General features: G+C 71.1%; 18 protein-coding genes. 12 read left to right on the top strand and 6 right to left on the bottom strand.

Going from position 1 to position 22,429, the window contains the following annotated elements; translation table 11 throughout:
* Window positions 1–32: 32 nt before the first annotated feature.
* From QWU11_RS34785 to QWU11_RS34765, 5 genes are all read left to right on the top strand, one after another.
* A complete protein-coding gene (locus tag QWU11_RS34785; protein ID WP_290118769.1) occupies window positions 33–770 on the top strand; it encodes an ABC transporter ATP-binding protein in 738 nt (245 codons plus the stop codon).
* Window positions 755–2,632: a hypothetical protein gene (locus QWU11_RS34780; RefSeq protein WP_290118749.1), complete on the top strand. Its 1,878-nt coding sequence runs from the start codon at window positions 755–757 to the stop codon at window positions 2,630–2,632. The genes QWU11_RS34785 and QWU11_RS34780 overlap by 16 nt, the downstream gene beginning before the upstream one ends.
* 980 nt (window positions 2,633–3,612) lie before the next feature.
* On the top strand, window positions 3,613–4,623 hold the full coding sequence (locus tag QWU11_RS34775; protein WP_290118748.1) for an aldo/keto reductase: 1,011 nt from the start codon (window positions 3,613–3,615) through the stop codon (window positions 4,621–4,623).
* Window positions 4,623–5,222 carry a TetR family transcriptional regulator gene (locus QWU11_RS34770; RefSeq protein WP_290118747.1) on the top strand — a complete coding sequence of 200 codons (600 nt, stop codon included), beginning with the start codon at window positions 4,623–4,625 and terminating at the stop codon, window positions 5,220–5,222. The genes QWU11_RS34775 and QWU11_RS34770 overlap by 1 nt, the downstream gene beginning before the upstream one ends.
* A 99-nt stretch (window positions 5,223–5,321) precedes the next feature.
* Window positions 5,322–6,257: an NADP-dependent oxidoreductase gene (locus QWU11_RS34765; RefSeq protein WP_290118746.1), complete on the top strand. Its 936-nt coding sequence runs from the start codon at window positions 5,322–5,324 to the stop codon at window positions 6,255–6,257.
* Between the two features lie 302 nt (window positions 6,258–6,559).
* On the opposite strand, the gene QWU11_RS34760 is transcribed toward QWU11_RS34765, so the two are convergent.
* Complete coding sequence (locus QWU11_RS34760) at window positions 6,560–7,396, bottom strand: oxidoreductase (RefSeq protein WP_290118745.1); 837 nt, start codon at window positions 7,394–7,396, stop codon at window positions 6,560–6,562.
* A gap of 133 nt (window positions 7,397–7,529) precedes the next feature.
* Here QWU11_RS34760 and QWU11_RS34755 point away from each other — a divergent pair, with 133 nt between their 5' ends.
* Window positions 7,530–8,213 carry a TetR family transcriptional regulator gene (locus QWU11_RS34755; RefSeq protein ID WP_290118744.1) on the top strand — a complete coding sequence of 228 codons (684 nt, stop codon included), beginning with the start codon at window positions 7,530–7,532 and terminating at the stop codon, window positions 8,211–8,213.
* A 106-nt stretch (window positions 8,214–8,319) separates the two neighbouring features.
* Here the strand turns inward: QWU11_RS34755 and QWU11_RS34750 are convergent, their stop codons facing one another.
* A complete protein-coding gene (locus tag QWU11_RS34750; RefSeq protein ID WP_290118743.1) occupies window positions 8,320–8,592 on the bottom strand; it encodes a hypothetical protein in 273 nt (90 codons plus the stop codon).
* Between the two features lie 33 nt (window positions 8,593–8,625).
* On the opposite strand from QWU11_RS34750, the gene QWU11_RS34745 reads away from it, so the two are divergent.
* From QWU11_RS34745 to QWU11_RS34735, 3 genes are read left to right on the top strand one after another with little or no spacing between them, the layout of a single operon-like run.
* Window positions 8,626–9,084, top strand: coding sequence for a MarR family transcriptional regulator (locus tag QWU11_RS34745; RefSeq protein ID WP_290118742.1), 459 nt, complete (start codon window positions 8,626–8,628; stop codon window positions 9,082–9,084).
* Between the two features lie 26 nt (window positions 9,085–9,110).
* Window positions 9,111–10,517, top strand: a complete 1,407-nt coding sequence (locus QWU11_RS34740) for an MFS transporter (RefSeq protein ID WP_290118741.1) — start codon at window positions 9,111–9,113, stop codon at window positions 10,515–10,517.
* 33 nt (window positions 10,518–10,550) lie between these two features.
* Window positions 10,551–10,844, top strand: coding sequence for a DUF1330 domain-containing protein (locus QWU11_RS34735; RefSeq protein ID WP_290118740.1), 294 nt, complete (start codon window positions 10,551–10,553; stop codon window positions 10,842–10,844).
* 129 nt (window positions 10,845–10,973) lie between these two features.
* On the opposite strand, the gene QWU11_RS34730 is transcribed toward QWU11_RS34735, so the two are convergent.
* Window positions 10,974–14,189 (bottom strand): type 2 lanthipeptide synthetase LanM family protein, encoded by a 3,216-nt coding sequence (locus QWU11_RS34730; RefSeq protein ID WP_290118739.1) that lies wholly within the window; start codon window positions 14,187–14,189, stop codon window positions 10,974–10,976.
* Between the two features lie 26 nt (window positions 14,190–14,215).
* A complete protein-coding gene (locus tag QWU11_RS34725) occupies window positions 14,216–14,410 on the bottom strand; it encodes a mersacidin/lichenicidin family type 2 lantibiotic (protein ID WP_290118738.1) in 195 nt (64 codons plus the stop codon).
* A 361-nt stretch (window positions 14,411–14,771) separates the two neighbouring features.
* On the opposite strand from QWU11_RS34725, the gene QWU11_RS34720 reads away from it, so the two are divergent.
* Entirely contained in the window at window positions 14,772–15,866 is a 1,095-nt protein-coding gene (locus tag QWU11_RS34720; RefSeq protein WP_290118737.1) for a hypothetical protein, read from the top strand.
* 12 nt (window positions 15,867–15,878) lie between these two features.
* Here the strand turns inward: QWU11_RS34720 and QWU11_RS34715 are convergent, their stop codons facing one another.
* A complete protein-coding gene (locus QWU11_RS34715) occupies window positions 15,879–16,877 on the bottom strand; it encodes a serine hydrolase domain-containing protein (RefSeq protein ID WP_290118736.1) in 999 nt (332 codons plus the stop codon).
* 569 nt (window positions 16,878–17,446) lie between these two features.
* Between QWU11_RS34715 and QWU11_RS34710 the strand changes: the two genes are divergently transcribed.
* Window positions 17,447–17,593: a hypothetical protein gene (locus tag QWU11_RS34710; protein WP_290118735.1), complete on the top strand. Its 147-nt coding sequence runs from the start codon at window positions 17,447–17,449 to the stop codon at window positions 17,591–17,593.
* Window positions 17,594–17,802: 209 nt separating this feature from the next.
* On the opposite strand, the gene QWU11_RS34705 is transcribed toward QWU11_RS34710, so the two are convergent.
* On the bottom strand, window positions 17,803–18,621 hold the full coding sequence (locus QWU11_RS34705; RefSeq protein ID WP_290118734.1) for an AfsR/SARP family transcriptional regulator: 819 nt from the start codon (window positions 18,619–18,621) through the stop codon (window positions 17,803–17,805).
* 172 nt (window positions 18,622–18,793) lie between these two features.
* Here QWU11_RS34705 and QWU11_RS34700 point away from each other — a divergent pair, with 172 nt between their 5' ends.
* Window positions 18,794–22,411: an NACHT domain-containing protein gene (locus QWU11_RS34700; protein WP_290118733.1), complete on the top strand. Its 3,618-nt coding sequence runs from the start codon at window positions 18,794–18,796 to the stop codon at window positions 22,409–22,411.
* Window positions 22,412–22,429: the final 18 nt, after the last annotated feature.

Here is a 22,429-nt window from a genome sequence, read left to right as displayed (position 1 = left end):
AAAGCCCAGAGAGCGGCACGGCGGCGCTGCGAATTGTCGGACTCCACAAGGAATTCGGCACCAACGTGGCGGTCAACCATGTCGATCTCGTGGTGCCGCAAGGTTCCTTCTTCGGGCTGGTCGGCCCGAACGGAGCGGGCAAGACGACCTCCTTGTCCATGGCGGTCGGCCTGCTGCGCCCGGACGCCGGTGAGTCGCGGGTGTTCGGGGTGGACGTCTGGTCCGATCCGGTCGAGGCGAAGACGCTGATGGGTGTGCTGCCCGACGGGCTGTCGATGCCTGAGCGGCTGACCGGGCGGGAGCTGTTGACGTACATCGGACAGTTGCGCGGCATCGACCCCGGCGTGCTGGCTGGCCGCGTCCAGGAACTGCTCGATGTGATGGAGCTCGGCTCGGCCGAGCGGACGCTGGTGGTGGACTACTCGACCGGCATGCGTAAGAAGATCGGACTGGCGACGGCGCTGCTGCACGGGCCGCGGCTGCTGGTGCTGGACGAGCCGTTCGAGGCGGTCGACCCGGTGTCCGCAGCGGCACTCAAGGCGATCCTGAAGGGGTTCGTGGCCGGCGGCGGCTCGGTGGTGCTGTCCAGCCACGTGATGCCGCTGGTCGAGCAGCTGTGCGACACCGTGGCCATCATGGCCCGCGGGCAGGTCGTCGCGGCCGGCCCGCTCGACGAGGTGCGCGGCGACACCACGTTGGAGCAGACCTTCGTGCGTCTGGTCGGCGGCGATGATCACACCCGGAAGGGGCTGTCGTGGCTGGCGTCCTGATCCGGATGAAGCTGACGATCATCAAGAGTTCGATGACCGGAGGCCGGGCCGCGTGGATGCTGGTCGGCGCCATCCTCGGGTTGTTGTTCGCGGCGGCCACCATCTGGCTCACCCTGATCGATATCCCCGACGAGGACGTCCTGGGCGACCTGCTGGCGGGCGTGTTCCTGATGTGGACGCTCGGCTGGCTGATCGGCCCGCTGTGGGGCGGCTCGGCGGTGCTGCGGGCCGACCACTTCATGCTGCTGCCGGTGCCCCGACGCAAGCTCGCGGTGGGCCTGCTGGGCGCGGCGTTCGTGGGCATCACCACCGCGGTCACCGCGCTGGGCTTCCTCGCCCTGATCACCTACGGGGCCCGGCAGGGCCTCGTTCCGGCGCTGGTGGCGGTGCCGGTGGCGGCGCTGCAACTGGTGTTCGTGGTGCTGTTGTCCCGGGTGGCGTACGCGCTCTTCGGAGTGGTCACCGCGTCGCGGGCCGGCGCGGCGATCACCGGCGTGCTGTTCGCGGCGATGCTCGTGCTGACCCAGTCCGGCTGGATGGTCGTCGTGGCGATCATGTATTCCGACATCCTCACCACCGGGTTCTCGCATGCGACGACCACCACGCTGCGGGCGATCCCGTCGAGCTGGGGCGTGGTGGCCGTGGACGCCGCCGCCGGTGGGAACTGGCTGCCGGCGGTCGCCGCGCCGATCGGCCTGGCCCTGCTGTGCGGGCTGCTGCTGCTCGCCTGGTCGGTCGAGCTCGGCACGCCGCGCCGGACCCGGGTCACCATCCGTGGCAGCGCCGGCCGCGCGCCGGGCAGCGGGAGGCTGCTCGCCGGCACCACCGGCGCGGTCGTCCGCAAGGAGCTGCGCACCTGGTGGCGTGATCCGCTGCGGACCACCACCGCCACGGTGCCGATCGTCTGGGCGGTGGGCACTGTGCTGCTGCCGCTGATATTCGACGCCAAGCTCCTGCTGCCCTGGGCCGGCCCGGCGCTCGCCCTGTTCGCGATCACCTCCGCCTGCAACCTGTACAGCCAGGACGGCACCGCGCTCTGGCAGACGCTGACCATCGGCACCCAGCGCGCCGACGTCCGCGGCCGGCAGTGGGCATACCTGATCGTCTTTGGACCCCTCGCGATCGCCCTGAGCATCGCCTTCCCCTGGTGGAGCGGCTACACCTGGACGTGGCCCTGGGTCGCCGCGACTGTGCCGGCCCTGTTGGGCGGCGGCGCCGGCCTGATCGTCTACTCGTCGGTGTTCGGCATGGTTCCCGGTCCGGACGCGCACAAGCGGCCCAGCAACCCGCTGGAGCGCGCCGACACCACCGGTCAGTCCCAGGTGCTGTTCTGGGTCGGCATGCTGCCCGCGGCCCCCGCGCTCGGCGTGGTGTTCCTCGGCGCGCATTTCGACATGCCGTGGCTGACCTGGGCGGGGCTGCCGGTCAGCGTGGTGACCGGCGTCGTCGTCGCCCGCATGCTGGGCACGCTGGCCATCAAGCGGCTCATCTCGCACGGATCCGACCTGCTGCACACCATGCGCACCGGCCGAGCCACCGTGGCCCGTACGGCCGGCGGCGAGGACACCAAGAAGGGCAGCACGATAGAGGGCCTCAGCTGGGGTCTCGGCTCCATCTTGTTCATCCCGCAGGGGCTGATCCCGCTGGTCTTCATCCTGACCGACGTCAAGGTCAAGTCCTGGTTCCTGGCCATGTACGTGCCACCTGTCTGGGGCGTGCCGATCGCCGTTCTCGGCATCATCGGCGGCATTTACCTCTACGCCCAGGCCATCATGATCAAGGTCAACAATCGGGCTGGCCGGGCCCGCGACGCCGAGACACCGGAGGAACCGGCCAACGATCACGAACTCGAGTCCGTTTGAGGCGACAGCGCAGGGGCGCCGCCGTCATCACGACGATGCCGGCCGCTCTTTCGCTGCCCAGCGCGAGGCGGTGAGGGGCTGCCACACTGCCTAGGATTCGGCCCGTGGTCAGGACATTCATAGTGTTCGGGGTATCCCGCCCTTCGCCGTGACGGTTGCCGTACGCCGACCGAGGCGCCGATGTCTGAGAACCGCACCGACAACGAGCCGATCGCCGTTGTCGGACCGGTGTGCCGTCTGCCCAGCGCCGCCTCGCCCGACGAGTTCCGGGCATCGGGCAAGTCCGCCAGCTCGGAGCCAGACCGCTCGTGCTTCAGCGGATCGGTCGGCGCCTCCGGCCGCCATCGAGCACCATCTGACCTTGGCCTGGGCGTCGTTAACAGCGCTGATGTCACTTCTGAAAAGCGGAAGGTCGGCGGTTCGACCCCGCCCCTGTCCACTGCCCAAACTTAGCGAAAATAGCGCCCGACCCGCGTGAATGAGGTCGGGCGCTGGTTGCGTTATGTCCGGCTGTGTGCGGCCGTCACCGGGCGGTGGCGGGTGGTTGTGGCGGATAAGTGCCGAAGACGCAGGCCCCCGGAGAGCTGCCTCGATGCGGCGTTCGGCGGTCTCGCGCTGGCCCTCGTGTGGCGTAGACCTTCAGCAGCACCGAGATCCGGCGACGTGGGTGGGACGCCGCCGTTGAACCATGTGGAGACGCAGGCGTGGCGGAGGCCGTAGACACGCCGGGCGAGTGGTGAGGCGTACTCAGCGGGGCTTGGACCAGACCTTGCCGCCGGTCGTGACGGCGAGCACGGCCGGGGCGAGACAGCCGCTGAGATCGGCCGGGGTCTGGGCGACCTCATCAAGGGCTCGCGACGTACTCGCCGGACGCGATCGCCGGGCTGTACCCGGCCGCCCGCGCCCTCCGCGCCGCGTCGCGTCTTAGGTGGCAAGTTACAAATTTTGACACCTGTTACCGACCTGTCTAGTGTAATCGCATGGAGCAGAGAACACTCGGCGCCGACGTCTGCGTTGGGGCGGTCGGGCTCGGCTGTGCGGGCATGTCCGGCGCGTACGGACACAGCGTCGACCAGCTGAGCGTCGCGACGCTTCGCAGCGCGCTCGACGCCGGGATCACGTTCGTCGACACCGCCGACCACTACGGGATGGGACACAACGAGACGCTCATCGGGCAGGTGCTGCGACCCGTTGATCGCGACCGCGCCGTGGTGAGTGTGAAGTTCGGCGCGCTGTTCGGTGTGGACGGCAGCGTGCGCGGTATCAACGGCCGGCCTGACGCGATCCCGAACTTCCTGGGCTACTCACTGCAGCGGCTGGGCACCGACTACGTGGACATCTACCGCCCGGCCCGGCTGGACCCCGCTGTCCCGATCGAGGAGACCGTCGGCGCCGTCGCCGAGATGGTGCAGAAGGGCTACGTGCGCGGCATCGGGCTGTCCGAGGTCGGCGCCGAGACGATCCGCCGCGCCCACGCCGTGCACCCGATCACCGACGTCCAGATCGAGTACTCGCTGTTCAGTCGCGGCGTCGAAGAGGAGATCCTGCCCACCTGTCGCGAGCTGGGCATCGGCGTCACCGCCTACGGGGTGCTCGCCCAGGGAATGCTGACCGGGGCGTGGCAACCGTCCGCCGACGACGCACGGCATCGCGGGCATCTGCCCCGCTTCGCCGCCGACAACGTCGAAACCAACCTCGCGTTGGTCAAGCGGCTGCGGGAGATCGCCACCGCCCGCGGCGCCACGGTCGCACAGCTTGCGATCGCGTGGGTGCTCGCGCAGGGTCGCGTGCACCGGGACATCGTCGCGCTGGTCGGGGCCGGCCGACCGCACCGCATCACCGAGGCGGTGGACGCCGCCGGCCTGCAGCTGACCGAGGACGACCTGGACGCGATCGAGCAGGCCGTCCCGCGAGGGGCGGTCACCGGAGAGCGCTATGCCCCCGCCCTGCTCGCGCTACTGGACAGCGAGCGAACGGGCGGCAAGCGCTGATGCCTGCCCGAACCCCGCTGGACGCGAACGCCATCCTGGCGGCCACCGAGGAAGTCCTGCGCCGCCACGGAGCGGCCAAGGCAACCGTCGTCGACGTCGCCCGGGCACTCGGGGTCAGCCACGCCGCCGTCTACAAGCACTTCGCCTCCAAGGAGGCGCTACGCGAGGCCGTGACCCGACGCTGGCTCGACCGTAACCGCGACACTCTCGCCGTCATCGCCGCCGACAGCGCGGTCCCGCCAGTGCAGCGACTGCGTACCTGGCTGCACGCCGTCCTGGCCGTGAAGCAGGCCAAGGTTCGCGAGGACCCGGAGCTGTTCGCCGCTTACGGAATCCTCGCGGCCGCGCACAGCGGTGTCGCCACTGACCACGTCGCCGACCTCTTGGGCCAGCTGACAGCCATCCTCGCCGACGGCGCCGCCGATGGCAGCTTCCGCACCGGCGACGCGGAGGCCACCGCCCGCGTGGTCTTCCACGCCACCGCCAAGTTCCACCACCTCGCCCACGCAGCCGAATGGCAGAACCCCGGCATCGGCACCGAGCTCGACGAGGTGTGCAGCTTGCTGCTCGAGGGTCTTCACGCCCCCACATCGCCGTAGCCGAACTGGGTTGAGCACACGCCGCGACTGATGTCAGCGGCGCGGTCGGCCCTGCCCATCACCATCCAGGCGACAACGAATAAGGAGTGACGAACAACCATGGTTCAAGCAATCGGGGTGACACAGCCAGGCGGACCGGACGCTCTCGACGAGCTCGACCTGGCGGCTGAACCGATCGGTCCCGGTCAGGTCAGGATCCGGGTCAGCAGCGCCACGGTGAATCCGACCGACGCAATGATCCGCTCTCGTCCGCGACAGCATGAGGCGGACGGGGTACGGGTGCCGGGCATGGAGGTCGCCGGCGTGATCACCGACGTCGGCCCCGCCGTCGACCGCCCGTTCGCGATCGGGGACGCCGTCATGGCCATCGTGGTGCCCTCGGGCGAGCACGGCGGCTACCGGGCCGACCTCGTCGTGCCGGCACGCTCGGTCGCGAAGATCCCGGCCGGGCTCTCGGACGTCCAGGCCGCCACCATCCCGATGAACGGGCTCACCGCCCAGCTCGCGCTCGACACGCTGGCGCTCCCGGTCGGCGCGACGGTCGCCGTCACCGGCGCCGCCGGCACCGTCGGCGGGTACTTCGTCCAGCTCGCCAAGCAGGCCAGGCTGGTCGTCGTCGCCGACGCCGCCTGGCAGGACGAGACCTTCGTCCGCGACTGCGGAGCCGACGAGGTCGTGCCGCGGGGTGACGACTTCGTCGCGATGGTCCGCCGCCACCACCCCGGCGGCGTCGACGGGCTCTTCGATGCCGCCGCGCTGGAGGCCGCCACGCTCCCTGCCGTCAGGGACGGCGGCACCGTCGTCACCGTCCGCGGCTACCAGGACGACGGGACCGACCGGGTCCGCGTCGCCCCGATCTTCGTCCGCGACTACGTCGAGGCCGCGGCCGAGCTTGACCGGCTCGCCGAACTCGCCGGCGAAGGACGGCTCACCGTACGCGTGGCCGGCGAACTGCCCGCCTCCCGAGCCACCGACGCGCACCGCTCGCTCGAACAGCGCGGCACTCGCGGGCGGTTCGTCCTGCAGTTCGACTGACCGATCATCGAGGAGATGGGTGTACATACCTACCGGGATATTGGGCGTGCGATGTCCCCTCGGTAGGCGGGGGAGGCTGGAGCAGGAGGGGCGCCCCTATGGTCCAGCCTCCTCAGGTTGGTCTCAGTCGCTCATGTACGCGGCCGTCCGCTACGCCGGGACCTTCAGTGGGAAGCGAGCCGTACCGTGATTGGTCCGCGTCATCGACGTCGGCCAGGGTGAGGCTCGCCCGGGGCGGAAGGGCGAGTGTCTCCTCCGTGCCCACGCCGGTGTGGCGGCGTGGACGGCCTTGTGACGTGTTTTCAGGAGGGCAGGCCCGAACTGCGCCTGATGAATGCGTCGAAGGCCCTGTCCGGGAGCACCCTGCGTACGAGGAGGAGCGGCCGGGCGCCGAAGCCGACGGTGTACCGGGTGCGGGGGCGGCGGGCCGTCGCGGCGCGGGTCACGGCGCCGGCCACAACGTCGGGGGATGAGGTTCTGGGCGCGTCCGGCCGGGAGCCGTTCTCCAGTGACACGGCGATGGCCTCGGCCTGGTCGCCGTAATACCCCCCGCCTGAAGTGGCACGCAGCTTGCGGGCCGCGATGCCGCCCCACTCGGTGCGGATCAAGCCGGGCTCGATCACGACGACGTCGATGCCGAAGCGCCGTAGCTCCAAGCGCAGGGCGTCGCTGAGCCCCTCGACCGCGAACTTGCTGGCGTGGTACCAGGCGCCCAGTGGCGTGGCGAGCCGGCCGCCCATGGAGCTGATGTTGATGATGGTGCCGCTGCGCTGGGCCCGCATGGTCGGCAGCACGGCCCGGGTGAGCTGTGCGAGACCGAAGAGGTTGACCTCGATCTGGGAGCGGGCCTCGGCCATGGGGACGTCCTCAAGCGCTCCGTACGAGCCGTACCCGGCGTTGTTCACCAGGACGTCGATCCGGCCGTGCGCCGCGAGGATCTCCGCGACGGCCTTTTCGGCCGAAGACTCGTCGGTGACGTCGAGGGAGACGGTATGCAGGCCGGCGGCGGCCAGTGCCGCCATCCGATCGACGCGGCGAGCGGCGCCGTAGACGACGAAGCCGGCGTCGTGGAGGCGGCGGGCGGTGCTCTCCCCGATGCCTGAGGAGGCCCCGGTGACGAGGGCGACCTTCTGACTCATGACGTGTCCCTTCCCTCAGCCGGGCAGACGGCCCACCCTGCTGTTTCGCGGCGGATAGTGGACCGCCGGTACATTGAAGTTAATGTACCGGCGGTCCATAGTCAATGGACCGCCGGTCGGTTATCTTCAGGGGGTGGCGACCTTCCAGCGTGCGCGGAGCGACGAACAGCGGGCGATGCGGCGGCAGAGCATCCTCCGGACCGCGGCCGACATGCTGGACGAGATGCCGGTGGCGGCCTTGAGCCTCAACGAGCTCAGCCGACGGGTCGGGCTGGCCAAGTCCGCCATGACGCGCTACTTCGAGTCGCGCGAGGCGGTGCTGCTCGACCTGCTCTCCGAGGCGGCCGCCCGCTACCGGGCCGAGATCGCCGCGACGCTCCCCGGGTGGGTCGACCCGTCCGCGTCGGCTCCGGTCAGGGCGCGCCAGGTCGCGGCGCGGCTAGCGAAAACGTTCGCCGCCCACCCGACGCTGTGCGAACTGCTGAGCGTGCAACACGCGATTCTTGAGCACAACATCTCAGTCGACGTCGCGACCAGGTACAAAAGGTCCTCACGCGACGGCATGCGCTGGCTCGCCGAGCGGCTCCGCGGCCTACTCCCCGAACTCGACGATGAGCAGGCGCTCCGCGCCTCGCACATGGTCATCATCCTCGTCGGCGCCCTGTGGACCCGCAGCCGTCCCGCCCCCGCACAGCTCGCCGCGTTCCAGGCCGATTCGAGCCTGGCGTTCATGCACCCGGCCTTTGGTGAGGCATTCGAGGCCGCGGCCGCCACTTTTCTCAGGGGTCTCATCGCGGAGGCCGCCGACGCGAGCTGACCGGCATTCCGCTCCTGTGGCATGCCCGGCGGTCGCCACCCACCGCGGGTCATGGCGGCGTTGTTCACGGCACCGACTTCGAGTGAAGCGGTGGAGAAACTCAGTGTTACGCCGGCCTCCGCCTGACCTGGACCTGGCGCCGATGGCAGTGCGTCAACGAGCAGTGCCGGCGCAGGACGTTCACCGAGGCGCTGCCGTCGATCCCATCGCGGTCGCGGTTGCGTACCCGGCCGGGGAAGCGGTCGCCGACTGCGGACGGACGGTGGTGGCAGGCCGCGCGCGAGTTCGAGATGCCGTGGCCGGTGGTGAACACCGCGTTCACGACCGCGGCTGCGCTGCCGAAGGACCCGCCGCCGGTGACGCGCCCGGGACGATGCATAAAGAGTTTATATAAAGCTGCTATGCTTCAGGCGTGAGTCGCCGAGACGCCGCGCACGGCGCTTCCGATGCCATCGGGTCAGCCCTCTACGGTCTGGCCACCAGGGCCGTGAGACGCCTTCCCCGCGACATGAGCCTGACCTCCGCCGCCGCCTTGGCCACCCTCGACAAGACCGGCCCGCGACGGATCACCGATCTGGCGGCGGCCGAGGGCGTCACCCAGCCCGCGATGACCGTCCTGGTCCGGGTGATGGAGGAATCCGGGCTGGTCGAGCGGAAGGGTGATCCCTCCGACAAGCGGGTCACGCTGGTGTGCCTGACCGAGGCCGGCGCGTCGTACGTCCGGACGCGACGCCAGGCGGGCGTCGACGCGTACGCGCGGTTGATCGACGAACTCGCCGGTGACGAGGTCGAGGCCTTGGCGGCAGCCCTCCCGGCGCTGCTGCATCTGGCGGAGCTCGAAAGTCACGCCCGACAGGAGTCGGACCGGTGACCGCGGCTCAGGCTCATGACCAGCCCATGAGCACTGCCCTGACACGTTCCGAGGCACGTCTTCTGGTCCCCGCCCTGATGTTCATCGCCCTGGTCGTGGCGGCGGTCGCCAGCCTCGGGACGCCGCTCATCACCAGCGTGGCGACCACGTTCCACGTCTCCCTCGACAGCGCGCAGTGGACGCTGACCATCGCCCTGCTCAGCGGCGCCGTCGCCACACCCGTCCTCGGCCGGCTCGGAGCCGGTCCGCACCGGCGGGCCACGATTCTCGCCACGCTGGCGATCGTCGTCGCCGGCAGCGCGCTCACCGTGCTGCCGCTGCCGTTCGCCTGGCTGCTCGTGGGCAGAGCGGCCCAAGGCGTCGGACTCGGTCTCACGGCGCTGATGATGGGTGTGGCCCGCGACCATCTTCCCGAGGAGCGCAGCGCGGCCACGATCGCCCTGATCTCGGTGGTCTCCATCATCGGAGTCGGCGTCGGCTACCCGCTGGCCGCGCTGCTCGCCGAGTTCGGCGGACTGCGGGCCGCCTACGGCCTCGGCCTGCTCGTCACCGCCATCGCCTTCGTGACCGCGTGGCGCTCCATGCCCGCAGCTCCCGAAGGCCGCTCCGCTCACGTGAACGTGGCCGGTGCGCTCGTCCTGGCGGGTGGACTGCTCCTCGTCCTGTTCCTGGCCGGCGAGAGGAGCCTGTGGAGCCGACACCTCGCCGTGGCGGTGACCGTTGCCGTCGCCGCCGTACTCCTGCTCTGCGCCTGGACCGTTTCCGAACTGCGAACCAAGACGCCCCTGGTCGACGTCCGGGCGGTACGGCACCCGGCGGTCGCCGGGGCGAACATCGCCATGTTCGTCGGCGGGAGCGGCATGTACCTCCTGCTCACGCTCATCACCCGCTACGCGCAGACGCCGCACAGCGCCGGCTACGGCTTCGGACTGACCACCTTCGTGGCGGGGCTGGTCCTCATCCCGTTCTCTGTGCTGGGGTTCGTCGCCGGCAAGCTCACGCCGCGGGTCCGGACGCGGATCGACGGCCCCCTGCTCCTGGCCGGCAGCGCCGTCATCGTCGGCGGCGGGTTCGTCCTGTTCGCCACCGCCCGGTCCAACCTGGCCGAACTGCTCGCGGCCATGGGCGTGCTGGGCTTCGGCGTCGGCAGCTTCTCGGCCGCCATGCCCGGCGTCATCCTGGCCGTCACCCCCAAGAGCGAGACGTCGAGCGCCATGAGCTTCAACTACGTCGTCCGCAGCGTCGGGTACTCCCTGGGCAGCGCCATAGGCGGTCTGGTCCTGGCCGCCGGCACCGTTACGGGCCGCCTCTTCCCGAACGACGACGCCTACACGACCGCGGCGCTCGTCGGCGTCGCCGCGATGGCGATCACTACGATGGCCAGCCTCGCCCTCGCCCTCGCCCGCCGACGTTCACCCGAGACCAACCCGTAAGTCAAATGCACTCATCCCAACACTGGAGGTTCCGTGGCCAAGGGTTATTGGGTCAGCGCCTACCGCACCATTGCGGACCCCGAGAAGCTGGCTGCTTACAACAAGCTGGCTGGTCCAGCCGTCAAGGCCGCAGGCGGGCGGCCGCTCGCCCGCGGCGGCCGGATCGTCGCACACGACGCCGGAATCGCCGAGCGCACCGTCCTGATCGAGTTCGACAGCTTCGAACAGGCGGTCGCCGCACATGCGAGTGCGGCCTACCAGGAGGCGCTGGCCGTACTCGCCGACGGCGTCGAGCGCGACTTCCGCATCATCGAAGGCCTCGACTGACGATCGAGGCTGCGTCGGCGACGAACAGCCGACTGCGGGATCACCCCCGGCTCGTCAGAGCGCCGCACCGTCGCGCACTCCGTCAGGCCAGCGGCATCGGCGGTGATGGCGGCGACGCTCCCGTGCCCGTCACGTCTGGAGGAGCAGGACGTCCGGCACCTCGCTCGGGAAGGCGGCGCGCAGGAGACCGAGGCCGATGCCGGACAGCCCGCACATGAGTCCCGGCGTGGGGACGCCGAGTGGCACGCCGCAGCTCCAGCCGCTCGCGGCGGCCGTGTCGAGCAGGGTCCGCGCGACGCGGGAGCATCGGCCGAGCAGGTCGTCGTCGCCGACGCGCCGCGCGTGGTCCTGGACGATGAGGAGGTTGCCCACGTCGCCGTGGCACAGGCTGTGGGTGCGCCGGCCGGTCATCGTGTCGGCGAAGCACGAACGCACCGTGGTGGCCATGGCGATCTCCGCCTCGCGTTCGAGCGCCGCCGTGCCGCCGGGAAGGTCCAGGCGGCCGTGCCGTCGCAACAGGGCGGACCTGACCAGGCCGATGCCGGGTGCGCCGTTGCACCAGAAGAGCCCGTACGCGGGATCGGCGACACCCTCACGCAGGTCCGCCCAGTTCCCGGCGTCGAACCGGCTTCGTTCGTAGGCCAGGGCGTGGCCGGCGGCCTCGGCGTAACGAGGGTCCGGCACCCGCGCGAAGAGTTCGGCGAAGGCGTAGGCCAGGCCGGACGCGCCGTGTGACAGGCCGGTGAGCATCATCTCGTCGCGGCCCAGCGGCGACGGCCAGGTGACCGTGCCGTCGCCCGACCGCCGCGCCCGGCTCAGCAGGCTCGACGCCGTACGCGCCGCGAGCCCGGCGGCGTGGCGTTCGCCGATGACGTCGCCGGCCGCCAGCAGCGCCAGAATGCCGCCGGACGCGCCGCCGACCAGGTCGAGGTGCCGGTCGACCGTGGCGTACTCGGCGATCGCCTCGGCCGCGCGCTCCACGACTCCGGTCCAGCGGCGGTCGCCGGTCAGCCGCGTGAGCGCGGCGAGGAAGTACAGCGAGCCGCCGATGATCCCGAAACCGCCGATCAGGTTGCCGGTCGCGCCGGCGCGCAGCGGCGTACGGCGTGCCGACGCCGCCGTCTCCTCCAGCACCGCCCGCAGGTCCCGTGCCACGCCGTCGGCCACCAGCCGCGCGGCCGACCACGCTTCCTCGTCGCCGGTCAGCAGGCCGGCGTACGCGAGGAACAGGCCGATGCCGGGGCGTCCGCCGTACAGGTCGACGCCCGCGCTCTGCAGCGTCCAGAACCGGTCGTCCTGCGGTGCGGCGCCGACCCACCCGATCGCGTCGCCCTCCCGCGTCGCCTGGCCCAGCACGGTGCCGGCGATCGTTTCCGCGGCCCGGACCAGCTCGGACGCCGTCGCGGACGCCGAGCCGAGCCGTACGTCGACGGACGGCCAGGCCGCGCCGTCCATCCGCAGCGTGGTGTAGGCACCATGGATGATCTGGATCTGCCGCCCCAGGTCCTCCTCTGACAGCGACGCGAGCCGGTCGCGCATGGTGTCGTACGGGGCGGCGGTCAGCACGCCGGTGACGCGGTCGCCGTCTCCGCCGACCAGGTCGCGGCCGTCGGGGGTGAACTCGAACAGCGGGATGTCGCCGCCGGTGAGCTGGGCGATCTCGCTCTCGATCAACCGGGCCCGCCCTGGGGCGTCGGGCAGGCCGTTCCACAGCCGGTCGAGGCAGATGAGCCGGTCCAGGCCGTCGCGCAGGAAGTCGGGGTGCAGGGCGTCGGTGAGCAGCCCCGCGTACAGCTGTGTCGGCCGCAGGATGGCCCGCAGTGGCGCGTGCCGGAACCCCTCGCATGCCCGGAGCAACTCCCGGTCGTCCCGGTGGCACGCGATCAGCCGGTACGCCGCCGCGAACCCGGACAGGACCGCGTCCCGGTGGTCGGCCGGGTCGACCGGCGTACCGGCCACGGTCGGCTGGTTGGTCAGCCGCAGGGTCATCATCGGCCGGTCCTTGACCATGCGCATCTCGTCGGTACCCCGCTCGTCGAGCGTGAGCACCTCCGCCCAGGAGATCTGGTGCCGCTCCGCACCGATGCCGCTGACGTCGACGCGGTGGCGACGGCTCCGTTCGTCGCGAACGAGCGTCGCGAGCGGCAACAGCCCGGTCGCGAGGACCGAGCGCCGGATGAGCCGCGCCGCCGGGTCGTGGTCGTCCCAGCGCGGCTCGGCCGTGACCTCCAGGACGTCGCTCTGGAAGAGCCCCTCCAGGTCGACCAGGACGGGGTGGTCACCGCTGGCGATGATGTTCTCGAAGTGCAGGTCGACGGCGCTGAGCAGGTAGAGGAAGGCGAGCAGGGCGCCGGTCCGCCAGTAGAATGCCTCGGGGTCGCGCCCGGCCGCCCCGTCGGCGAACTCCGCCCAGCCGTACGTCCCGCGATCGAGAATCGCGAGGGTCCGCAGCCGGTGCCGCGGCGAGCGCCGGTTCCACCAGTCCAGGAGGCCGCTGAAGGCGGTGTCCGCACGGAGCGAGCGCGGTTTGTACACGAGCCTGGCGCGTTCGAAGGAGACGATCGCGACGCTCCGCCCTCCCCGGTGGACGTCGCCGGCGCCGGCCGTGATCCCGGTCAGCGTCCCGGGCCGCGCGGGAAGCAGCCCGGCCGCGCACAGCGCCTCGAAGTCGCATGCGAGCCGCCCGGCCAGCTCGGTGCTCCGATCGACCCACCGGTCGAGGACCGTGGTCACGTAGCGGGCCAGGACCGGATACTCACGCCAGATCCCGCGGGCGACGGCGGGATCGGCCAGCCCGCGGCAGAAGTCGGCGAACCGTTCCTCACGGCTCCCGCCGGTGAGCCGGCCTTCGACGCGTGCGACGTTCAGCTCCAGGACCAGCGTGCGTACGGTCGCCTCCGACAGCCGCCGTCGCGGCTCGTCGGCGGTGAGCACGTCGCGCAGGGTCCGCAGCGGAGCCGGGACGCCGGTCATCGCGTCGATCCGGCCGGCCAGCCGAGTCCGGGCCGCGGTCACCAGCGGACGGACGAGGGTGCCGAAGCCACCGGCCTCGTCGCCGGCCGGGGCGCTCGCCGCGAGATCGGCGACGAGGCGTTCCGCCCAGAGCGGGGTCTCGGCCAGGCGTTCGCTCAGGGAGTCCGGACGCTCGCCCAGAAGCCGCCGGAAGCCGTCCAGGTCCGTGCCGGCCGCGCCCAGCCGCTCCGCGATCGCCGCGTCGCGTACCCAGAGGTGTTCGGCCCAGAAGCCGTACCGGAGACCGCCGAACTCCTCGTCGGTCACGACCGGCCGATCCGTACGCCGCTCGGCCAGCGTCGTCGCCCGCTGCCAGGGAAACCAGTCGTCCACGCGCCCCCATCCCCGCCGGCGATCGATCAGGGGCAGTACCACACCAGCGTGGGCCCGCAGGTGCACGTCAGGATCGTGGTCGAGAACCGCGCCTCGATGCCCTCGGTCTCGGCCTGCAGGGGCTCGACGATCGAAACCGTGCCCGCCGGATGCTCCATCAGCGCGGTACCGCCCATCCCGCGCCGGTAGTACGGGTCTTTCCAAGCTCGTACCGTTTCCATTGCGAACCTCCTGAGGTCGGGGTCCCGAAGCGTGTGACCTCGCAGACCTGCGCATTCTGCGATGGGCCTGACGAGGGGTCAACGGCGAAGCCGTACGGGGCGCCTTCCGCCCGAATCTGTGTGGTTTGACCGCTTATCCGCTCTGACCAGCGACGATGCCCTGCGAGGGTGCCGCCGTCGATCGTGTACGGGGCCGGATGAGGCCGACCGGGCCCGGGATTCGGCCGCCTTCTTAAGCCCGGCCGTGCTGACCGTCCGGCCGTGCCGCATGTCTGCCGCCTGCAGCGACGGCCCGGGTTGAACCCTCGATCGTACGGAGGCCGTTCACCTAGATGAGGGTGGTCTGACCGAAGGAGACGGCATGCTGGTGAGTACGCGTCGCAGCGAGGTCGTGGCCGTGCAAGCCGGCTCGGTGCTCGTGGTCCGGGCGGCCGACGCCGCGGCGGCAGAGCCCGGGCACGCGGCGGCGTTGGCCGCCGAGCCGTACCGGACGATCGTCGTGGTCGAGGGATCCGCCGCGGCCGAGCTGGACGAGCTGAGCGACGAGCTGGTCGCCGACCTTCAGGACCTGGTGCACGCGGACGCGTACGCCCGTGGCGGGCCGGCGGGATGGGGGATTCGCCTGGTCGCCCCTCGCATGGCACGGCCGGACGCCTCCAGGGCCGACCCGCTCGCCGGGCGGCTCGCCGACCGGCTCGGCCTGGAGGTGATCGCGCCCGATGGAGAGCTGGTCACTCTGCGCGGCGGCGAGCTGTTCTCGGCCGGTCCGGGTGCGGGATGGGTCGGCTTCCGGCCGGGGCACGACCCTGAGTGGAGCGGGCCCCGGTATCCGGCGCCCGTCTGGCAGGCGGCGCTCTCCGGCGTCGCTCCCTCGCGCGGGACGACGGTCACCTCGATACCGGCGGGACTCTGGGTACGGGTCGCGGGTGCCGCGGCACTGCCGCTGGTGGATCTGGGGTTCGGCGTACCGGCCGAGCCGCACCGGCCGATCGTGCTGGTCGGTGCTCCAGGGGAGGACGTCCCCGGGGTGGCCGAGCTGGCGGCGCTCTACGAGGCGTTTCCGGCGGAGATCCGCGAGAGCGCCGTCCTCGCCCCGTACGGCCAGGATCCGAGGGGGTGCGCCGCGCTCGCGCAGAGTCTCGCCGACCGGCTCGGGTTCCTCGTCCGCGGCTACCACGCCCTCCCGCACTACGCGGCCGACGGCGACCGGCGCTTCGCGGTCTTCGGCGCGGGCGGCGGCGCACGGCCCGAACGGCTGAGCGAGGCACCGGAGGCCTTCTACCGGCCCACCGCTCCGGCCCGGCCGCGCCGCGAGTCCGTGGGCCCGGCCGCGTACGGCACGGGCCTTCGCGCGATCACCACGCGGGATCCGTGGGTCGCCGACGACCTCGACGAACTGGACCCCGCGACGTACGTCATCTCGGACCTCACCGTCTACGCCGACGGCCGGCCCTGACCGAGTACCTGTCTAGGACTCCAGGGCCAGCGTGGCGAGGTGGCGGGCGATGCCGTTGCTGTTGGTGGCCTCCACGTTGCTGAGGACGACCGCCTCGATGTCCTCGTCGGGCAGGTACATGTTGCTCGCGGCGTAGCCCTGGAGAAGGCCGGGGTGGTAGATCAGCCGGTGCCCGTCGAGCCGGTCGAGGATCCAGCCGAAGGCGTACGCGCTCGACGGCAGGTTGAGGCAGCCGGCGGGCGGGCACGGTGCCTGTGGCGTGAACGCCTGCCTGACGATGGCGGGCGGTGCGACCAGGTACGCGCCGAACGATCGGTCCCAGCGGGCGATGTCGTCGGTGGTGGAGTAGATGCCGGTCGCGGAGAACGCCTGGGAGCCGTTGGTGGGCGGAGCGGGTGAACCGAGTGTGAAGTAGCCCTTCGCGTACCCGGGGGGCGGGTTTCCGCGGCTGTAGCCGGTGTGCCGGAGGTTCAGCGGGCCGGCGATCTCGTCGCGCAGTGCCGCACCGTACGGCTTGTGCGTCACCGTCTCGATGATCGCGCCGGCCAGGATGAAACCGGAGTTGGTGTACTTCCAGCTGGTGCCGGGCGGGAAGTCCAACGGCAGGTTGATGAACCGCCGGATGAGCGCCCGGGTCGTCGTCGGCTGCGAGAGCAGGCGGTAGAAGTCGGGCAGCCCCTGGATGTCGGGGATGCCCGAGGTGTGGGTGACGGTCTGGCGGAGCGTGATGGGCAGCCACGCCTCCGGGCAGGCGTCGATGAATCTCGGGATGAGATACGGGCAGACCGGGTCGTCCAGGTGCACGCCACAGCTTTGCAGCTTCAGCAGGAGCATCGCGGTGAACTCTTTGGTGACCGAGGCGAGCCGGAAGACGGTGTCCGTACGGACGGGAATGTGGTTCTCCTCGTCGGCCTCACCTGCGGCGAAGCGCGCCAGCACCTGTCCACGCCGCAGCACCAGCACCGATCCGGTGAACCCGTTCGCGGCCAGACCCTCCAGGTACGCCTGCATCGCCGCAGCGGTCGGATCACCCGGCGGTGCCGGTGAGGTGGGCAGTGGGGCGGTGACGGCGCCGAGGTCGGGGTCTTCACAGCGCTGCCGCGCGTCGGCCGCGTTGGAGTTGCCGTTGCGGACTCTGGCCGCGACTCGTTTCCGGTGACGGTCGTGATTGACGTTGCGGCTGCTCGATCGACCATTGCGGTGCCGGCAGCAGTCACCATTTGAGGTGACTTTTTCGGCTGTACCCGCTGCGGAACCAACAGGAATAGCCGCGCATGAGGCGAAAGTGACACCTCCGGCGACAGCGATCGCCATGCTCTTGGGAAGTATCATTGAACAACCACCTTGCCGAAAAACGAGGCAGAAGATTGGATCCGCGTCGGCCGATGTGATGACAGGTGACGGTTATGTGGAATTCGGCTTTGGCGTGCAGGGGGTCGGCGGTTTCGCCGCCGGCGGCGGCGTGGTGCGGCCAGGCCGATCAACGTGAGACCGGCGACAGGGCCCGGCGGTCCCATCATGGGAACGGGCTGGCAGATGGCCGTGGTGATGGTCTCGGTGTCGAGAGTGACCGACCCGTTGTGCGCCAGAGCCACCACCGCCCGCGCCTGAGCCTTGAGGTGCGCGGCGCCTCGGAGGCGAGCACCGCCGTGGCCGTGAACGGCAGGAGGCCGGCCACCAGGACGACCGCCAAGAAGGAGTACGTGGTCGATCTGCGGAAGGCATGAACGAGATCAGCTCGCATTTATCCGGATCTTTCGCCTGGATGATTCCGCCTGCCGGCGGCCTTCTGGCGTGTCGGGGAAAACTTACCAGGGCCTTCCGATATGAATTCCCATGCGTTATCGATGACCTTTCTAGCGGATGCAAATAGTTCGGCAAACTGCGGCGCGGAACGCCTTTCGACTGCTCACGGACTTCGGGAACCGCTCCGTAATCAGCTTCCCTGGACCGGGCAGACCGGGCAGCGTCGAGAAACGAGCGGTGTCCTTCGTGTCAGCAGGTCGATATGGATCCGCTGCAGTGTCGGATCGGGATCCACACCGAGCTCAGTGGCGATCCGGGTTCGCATGGTCTCGTACCGCGCGAGTGCGTCGGCCCGGCGGCCGGAGCGGTCGAGGACGACGAGCAGCCGCGCCCAGAGTGACTCGCGCAGCGGATACCGAGCGGTCAGCTCACACAGTTCCACCACCAGGTCGCCGTGACGTCCCGCGGAGATGTCCAGGTCGAGCCGCCACTCCAGCGCGGTCAGGTACCGCTCGAGCAACCACGGGGCCTCCGACTTCTCCAGCAGGCCGGACGGCACGCCCTCGAACGGCGTGCCGCGCCACAGCTTCAGCGCCTCCACCAGCCGCGGCCGTCCCGCCACGCCGTCGGGCGCGGCGGACGCGGCGTTCAGCAGCCGGACGAACCGCAGGGCGTCGACGCGTTCGGGATCGGTACGCAGGACGTAGCCGGCGGGCGTCGAACCGATCGCCCCGGCCCCGAGCGCGCTTCGCAGCCGGGCCATGTAGGTCTGCACGCTTCTACGGACGTTGGCGGGTGAGTCCTCATCCGCCCACACCCCTGCCGCCAGGTGATCGACCGACACGACCCGGCCGGCCGACAGCGCCAGCGCTGCCAGCAGGGCGCGCAACCTGCCCGCCGTGAGGGAGACCGGGCGTTCGTTCACCGCCACGGTGAAGGGTCCGAGTAGCCCGACGGACAGCGTTCGCGGCTCGCTGCCGCCGGCCCCTGTGATTTCTCCGTTGTTCATGTACCCCGTGCCTGGTGTCGATGGCGGTCCCCTGTCTTCACCGGACCCCCTCCGCCGGCGAGATCCGTACGCCTATCGAAGGGACGTTCCGGCTGTTCAGCAACGGTTCGGACGAATCAGAACGGGATCGGACGATTGGTCGAAGTAGCAACGAATGGCCAGAATGAGGGTCATGGGCGACGGGGACGACCGGCCGGCGGCGAACAGGGGTGCCGCGCCGCCGCCGTCCGGCGACGACGGCACGTGCCCGTACCAGGGCCTGGCGCCGTTCGAGGCCGACAGCACCGAGTTCTTCTTCGGCCGCGCGCGGGCGACCCGCGACCTCCTCGGACGCTTAGGGCCACGGATCGAGGAGCACGGATCCATCCTGCTGGTCTCGGGTGCCTCGGGCGTGGGCAAGTCGTCGTTGCTACGGGCGGGGCTGATGCCGGCGACGGCGAAGGGCCTGTTGCCGGTCGCCGGATCGGAGCACTGGCCGCGCCGGCTCCTCACGCCGACGTCGACACCGTCGACGACGCTCGCCGACGTCCTGGCGGAGGTGTACGGCGGGCGCGCCGAGACGGTCCTGGAGCGGTTACGCGAGGAGCCGCACCCCGAGCGCCTCCTGCTGGTCGTGGATCAGTTCGAGGAACTGTTCACCCTGGTCACCGACGAGGGAGAGCGCCAGGCGTTCGTGAGAAACCTGCACGCTCTGGCGGACGGGCCGCACGGAGCCGGAGTCGTCGTCGGTGTGCGCGCGGACTACTGGGACCGATGCGCGGCCTACCCGCAGTTCGCCGAGGCCATCCAGGACGGGCAGGTCATCGTCGAGCCGATGGCGGAGGAGGACCTCCGGCTGGCCATCACCGGCCCTGCGGCCGCCGCGGGACTGGAGATCGAGTGCGGTCTGGTGGAGACCATCCTGGGCGAACTGCGCGTCGAGCCGTCCGGCGGGGACCGTTACGCGGCCGGGACCCTGCCCCTGCTCTCGCAGGCTCTGCTCAACACCTATCAGCGACGCGAGAAACGCCTGCTGACCATCCGGGGATACGAGGAGTCGGGCCGGGTCCGCGACTCCGTGCGCCGTACGGCCGACGCGATCCTCGCCAGGATGCCGGCCGAGGACCGCAAGACCGCGCTGAGGATCTTCCGGCGGATGACGCTGATCACCGTCGGCGGCCGGGTGGCGCGGCGCAGGGCGACGCTGGCCGAGATCCATGCCGCCGCGTCCGCGCACACGCCGGAACGGCGGGACCGGGTCGAGGCACTGCTCTCCGCGTTCGCCGCCCAGCGCCTGCTGACCCTGTACGAGGACACCGCCGAGATCGCCCATGACGTGCTCCTGACCACCTGGCCGGCCCTCCGGCAGTGGCTCGAACCCGACCTGACCGCGCAGGTGGTGTACGACCGGCTCGTCGAGGACGCCGCGCAGTGGGCCGAGAACCATCGCGACCCGGCCTACCTCTACCGCGGAGCCCGGCTGTTGTGCGTACAGGACTCCCGGTCCCGCTGGAGCCGCGACACCGACAGCTTTCCGCCGCCCGGTCCCACCGCGGAGGGCTTCGTCGCCGCGTCGGCGCAGGCGGCGCGGCGGGCAGGCCGCCGCCGGGGCCTGGTCATGGCCGGCCTGGCGGTGCTGTCGGCTCTCGCCCTCGTCGCGGCCGGCGCCGCGATCGTCACCGCGCGTAATGCCGATCACCAGCGGCGCCTGGCGGTGTCCCGTCAGCTGGCGGCGCAGAGCGAGGCGGCCGGCGATCCGGAGACCTCCGCGCTGCTGGCCGTGGCGGCGTGGCGTACCGCGCCCACCCCGGAGGCCCGTTTCCGCCTGCTCGACGTGGCCGTCCGCCCGGGCCGGGGGACTCTGTCCGGACCGGGCGGACCCATCACCCAGCTGGCCTTCAGCCCTGATGGCTCGGTCATCGCGGCTGGGAGCGATGACGGGCTCGTGTCGCTGTGGGACGTCGCGTCGCGCCGGCCACTCGCCCCGCCGATCGTCGCCGCGAAGTTCGGCTGCGCCGCGGGCTTCGCCATGGCCTTAAGCCCCTCGGGGAAGGTCCTGGCGACGGCCTGCTTCCGGACCGTCGAGTTCTGGGACGTGTCCACGCACCGGTCGCTGGGCCCCTCACTCGCCACCACGGAGTCGGTGCAGGCGATGGCGTTCAGCCCGGACGGACGGGCTCTCGCGACCTCGGGCTACGAGGGCACCACGCAGGTATGGGACGTGGCCGCACGCCGGCAGAGCGGGGACACCATCGGCCGTCCCGCCCGGTCTGATGGCACCCGGGCGGTCAACGCGGTGGCGTTCAGCTCGGATGGGAAACGCCTGGTCACCGCCGGCGCCGATGACACCGCGCGGCTCTGGGACACCGCGACGCACCGCCAGGTCGGGGACGCGTTCACCGGGCACACCGGCGATGTCCGCGCCCTCTCCGTCAGCCCGGACGGGACCACTCTCGCCACCACGAGTGCGGACGGGACCGCGCGGCTGTGGAATCTCGCCACCCACGACCAGGTCGGCGGCGCCCTGCGGGATCCGGACGGCACGGGCGCCTTCCGCGGTTTCCACGACGTGGCCTTCAGCCCCGACGGGAAGAGAATCGTCACCGCCGGAGCCACCGGCTTCACCCGGCTGTGGGACACCGCCGATCGCCGGCCGGTGGGTTCCGCGCTCGCCGACAAACGGCAACCGATCGAGCAGGTGACGTACAGTCCTGACGGGAGACTTCTCGCGGGCGCCGGCGAGGACGGCGTGGTGTGGCTGTGGGACCCGGCGGTCTACCGGCAGGTCGGCGCCACGATGCCCGCCCTCTCGGACGTCGCCTTCGGCCCGGGGGGAAGAACGCTGGCCGCCGCCGGTCCCCGGGTGGACGCCGCCGCGAGCGACGCGGATCTCGCCGTGCGGCTCTGGGACGCGGCGACCCAGCGTCAGGTCGGCCGTTATCTGCGATCCGCGGACGGTCCCGCGTCCCATGTCTACGCGATGCGGTTCAGTCCCGACGAGAGGACGCTCACCACGGCGAGCACCGACGGCACCGTACGGCTGTGGAGCACCGCCACCCAGCGCCAGATCGGTGTTCCCGTCTATTCGAACAAGGACGACTGGAAAGTGGTCTTCAGCCCCGACGGCGGGCTCCTCGCGTTCCAGCATGGTCCGTCCACCGGGTTCTGGGACGTCGCGGGCCGCCGCGAGACGGGGCCTCGCATCACGGTGCCCGGTGACTCCATCTCGGCGGTGGCGTTCAGCCCCGACGGCTCCACGGTGGCCGTGGCGGGCGACGATCGCGCCGTGCGGCTCTTCGACGTGGCGTCCCGCCGCCGGATCGGAGCCCCGCTGCCCGCCGCCACCGACGGCTTCGGTTTCGACGATCTGGCGTTCAGCCCGGATGGCCGCACCCTGGCCACCACGGCCGGGAACGGCACCGTACGGCTGTGGGACGTCGCGCGTCACCGGCAGATCGGAGGGGCCCTGACCGGCCACACCGACAGGGTCTTCGCGATCGCGTTCGGCCCGGCCGGTACGACTCTCGCCACCGGCTCCGCGGACGGCACCCTGCGCCTGTGGGATCTGCGGACCCACCATCAGATCGGGCCCGCTCTGACCGGCCACACCCGCTCGATCGAGGGAGTGGCGTACAGCCCGGACGGACGCACGATCGCCACCGTCGGCAACGACCGGACCACGCGGCTGTGGAACGTCGGCCTCCCCGCGGATCCCGTCGCCACCGTGTGCGCCGAGGTGGGCCGCTCCCTCTCGCGTGCCGAGTGGGAGCGCTACATGCCGGGCGAGAAGTTCCGGCGGATATGCCCATGACGCCCCGCTGACGGAGGC

This window comes from Actinomadura sp. DC4 (genome assembly GCF_030406325.1).
In the GTDB taxonomy this organism is placed as follows: domain Bacteria; phylum Actinomycetota; class Actinomycetes; order Streptosporangiales; family Streptosporangiaceae; genus Actinoallomurus.
Note: the sequence above shows the minus strand (reverse complement) of the source record. Positions and strands in the feature narration are given on the sequence as shown.

What these genes read in the sequence shown, in the direction of transcription:
- QWU11_RS34775 (WP_290118748.1), top strand. Translation starts at nt 3,613, where the DNA reads ATGGAGCAGAGAACACTCGGCGCCGACGTCTGCGTTGGGGCGGTCGGG.
- QWU11_RS34770 (WP_290118747.1), top strand. Translation starts at nt 4,623, where the DNA reads ATGCCTGCCCGAACCCCGCTGGACGCGAACGCCATCCTGGCGGCCACC.
- QWU11_RS34765 (WP_290118746.1), top strand. Translation starts at nt 5,322, where the DNA reads ATGGTTCAAGCAATCGGGGTGACACAGCCAGGCGGACCGGACGCTCTC.
- QWU11_RS34760 (WP_290118745.1), bottom strand. Translation starts at nt 7,396, where the DNA reads ATGAGTCAGAAGGTCGCCCTCGTCACCGGGGCCTCCTCAGGCATCGGG.
- QWU11_RS34750 (WP_290118743.1), bottom strand. Translation starts at nt 8,592, where the DNA reads ATGCATCGTCCCGGGCGCGTCACCGGCGGCGGGTCCTTCGGCAGCGCA.
- QWU11_RS34740 (WP_290118741.1), top strand. Translation starts at nt 9,111, where the DNA reads ATGAGCACTGCCCTGACACGTTCCGAGGCACGTCTTCTGGTCCCCGCC.
- QWU11_RS34725 (WP_290118738.1), bottom strand. Translation starts at nt 14,410, where the DNA reads ATGGAAACGGTACGAGCTTGGAAAGACCCGTACTACCGGCGCGGGATG.
- QWU11_RS34720 (WP_290118737.1), top strand. Translation starts at nt 14,772, where the DNA reads ATGCTGGTGAGTACGCGTCGCAGCGAGGTCGTGGCCGTGCAAGCCGGC.
- QWU11_RS34715 (WP_290118736.1), bottom strand. Translation starts at nt 16,877, where the DNA reads ATGCAGGCGTACCTGGAGGGTCTGGCCGCGAACGGGTTCACCGGATCG.
- QWU11_RS34705 (WP_290118734.1), bottom strand. Translation starts at nt 18,621, where the DNA reads ATGAACAACGGAGAAATCACAGGGGCCGGCGGCAGCGAGCCGCGAACG.
- QWU11_RS34700 (WP_290118733.1), top strand. Translation starts at nt 18,794, where the DNA reads ATGGGCGACGGGGACGACCGGCCGGCGGCGAACAGGGGTGCCGCGCCG.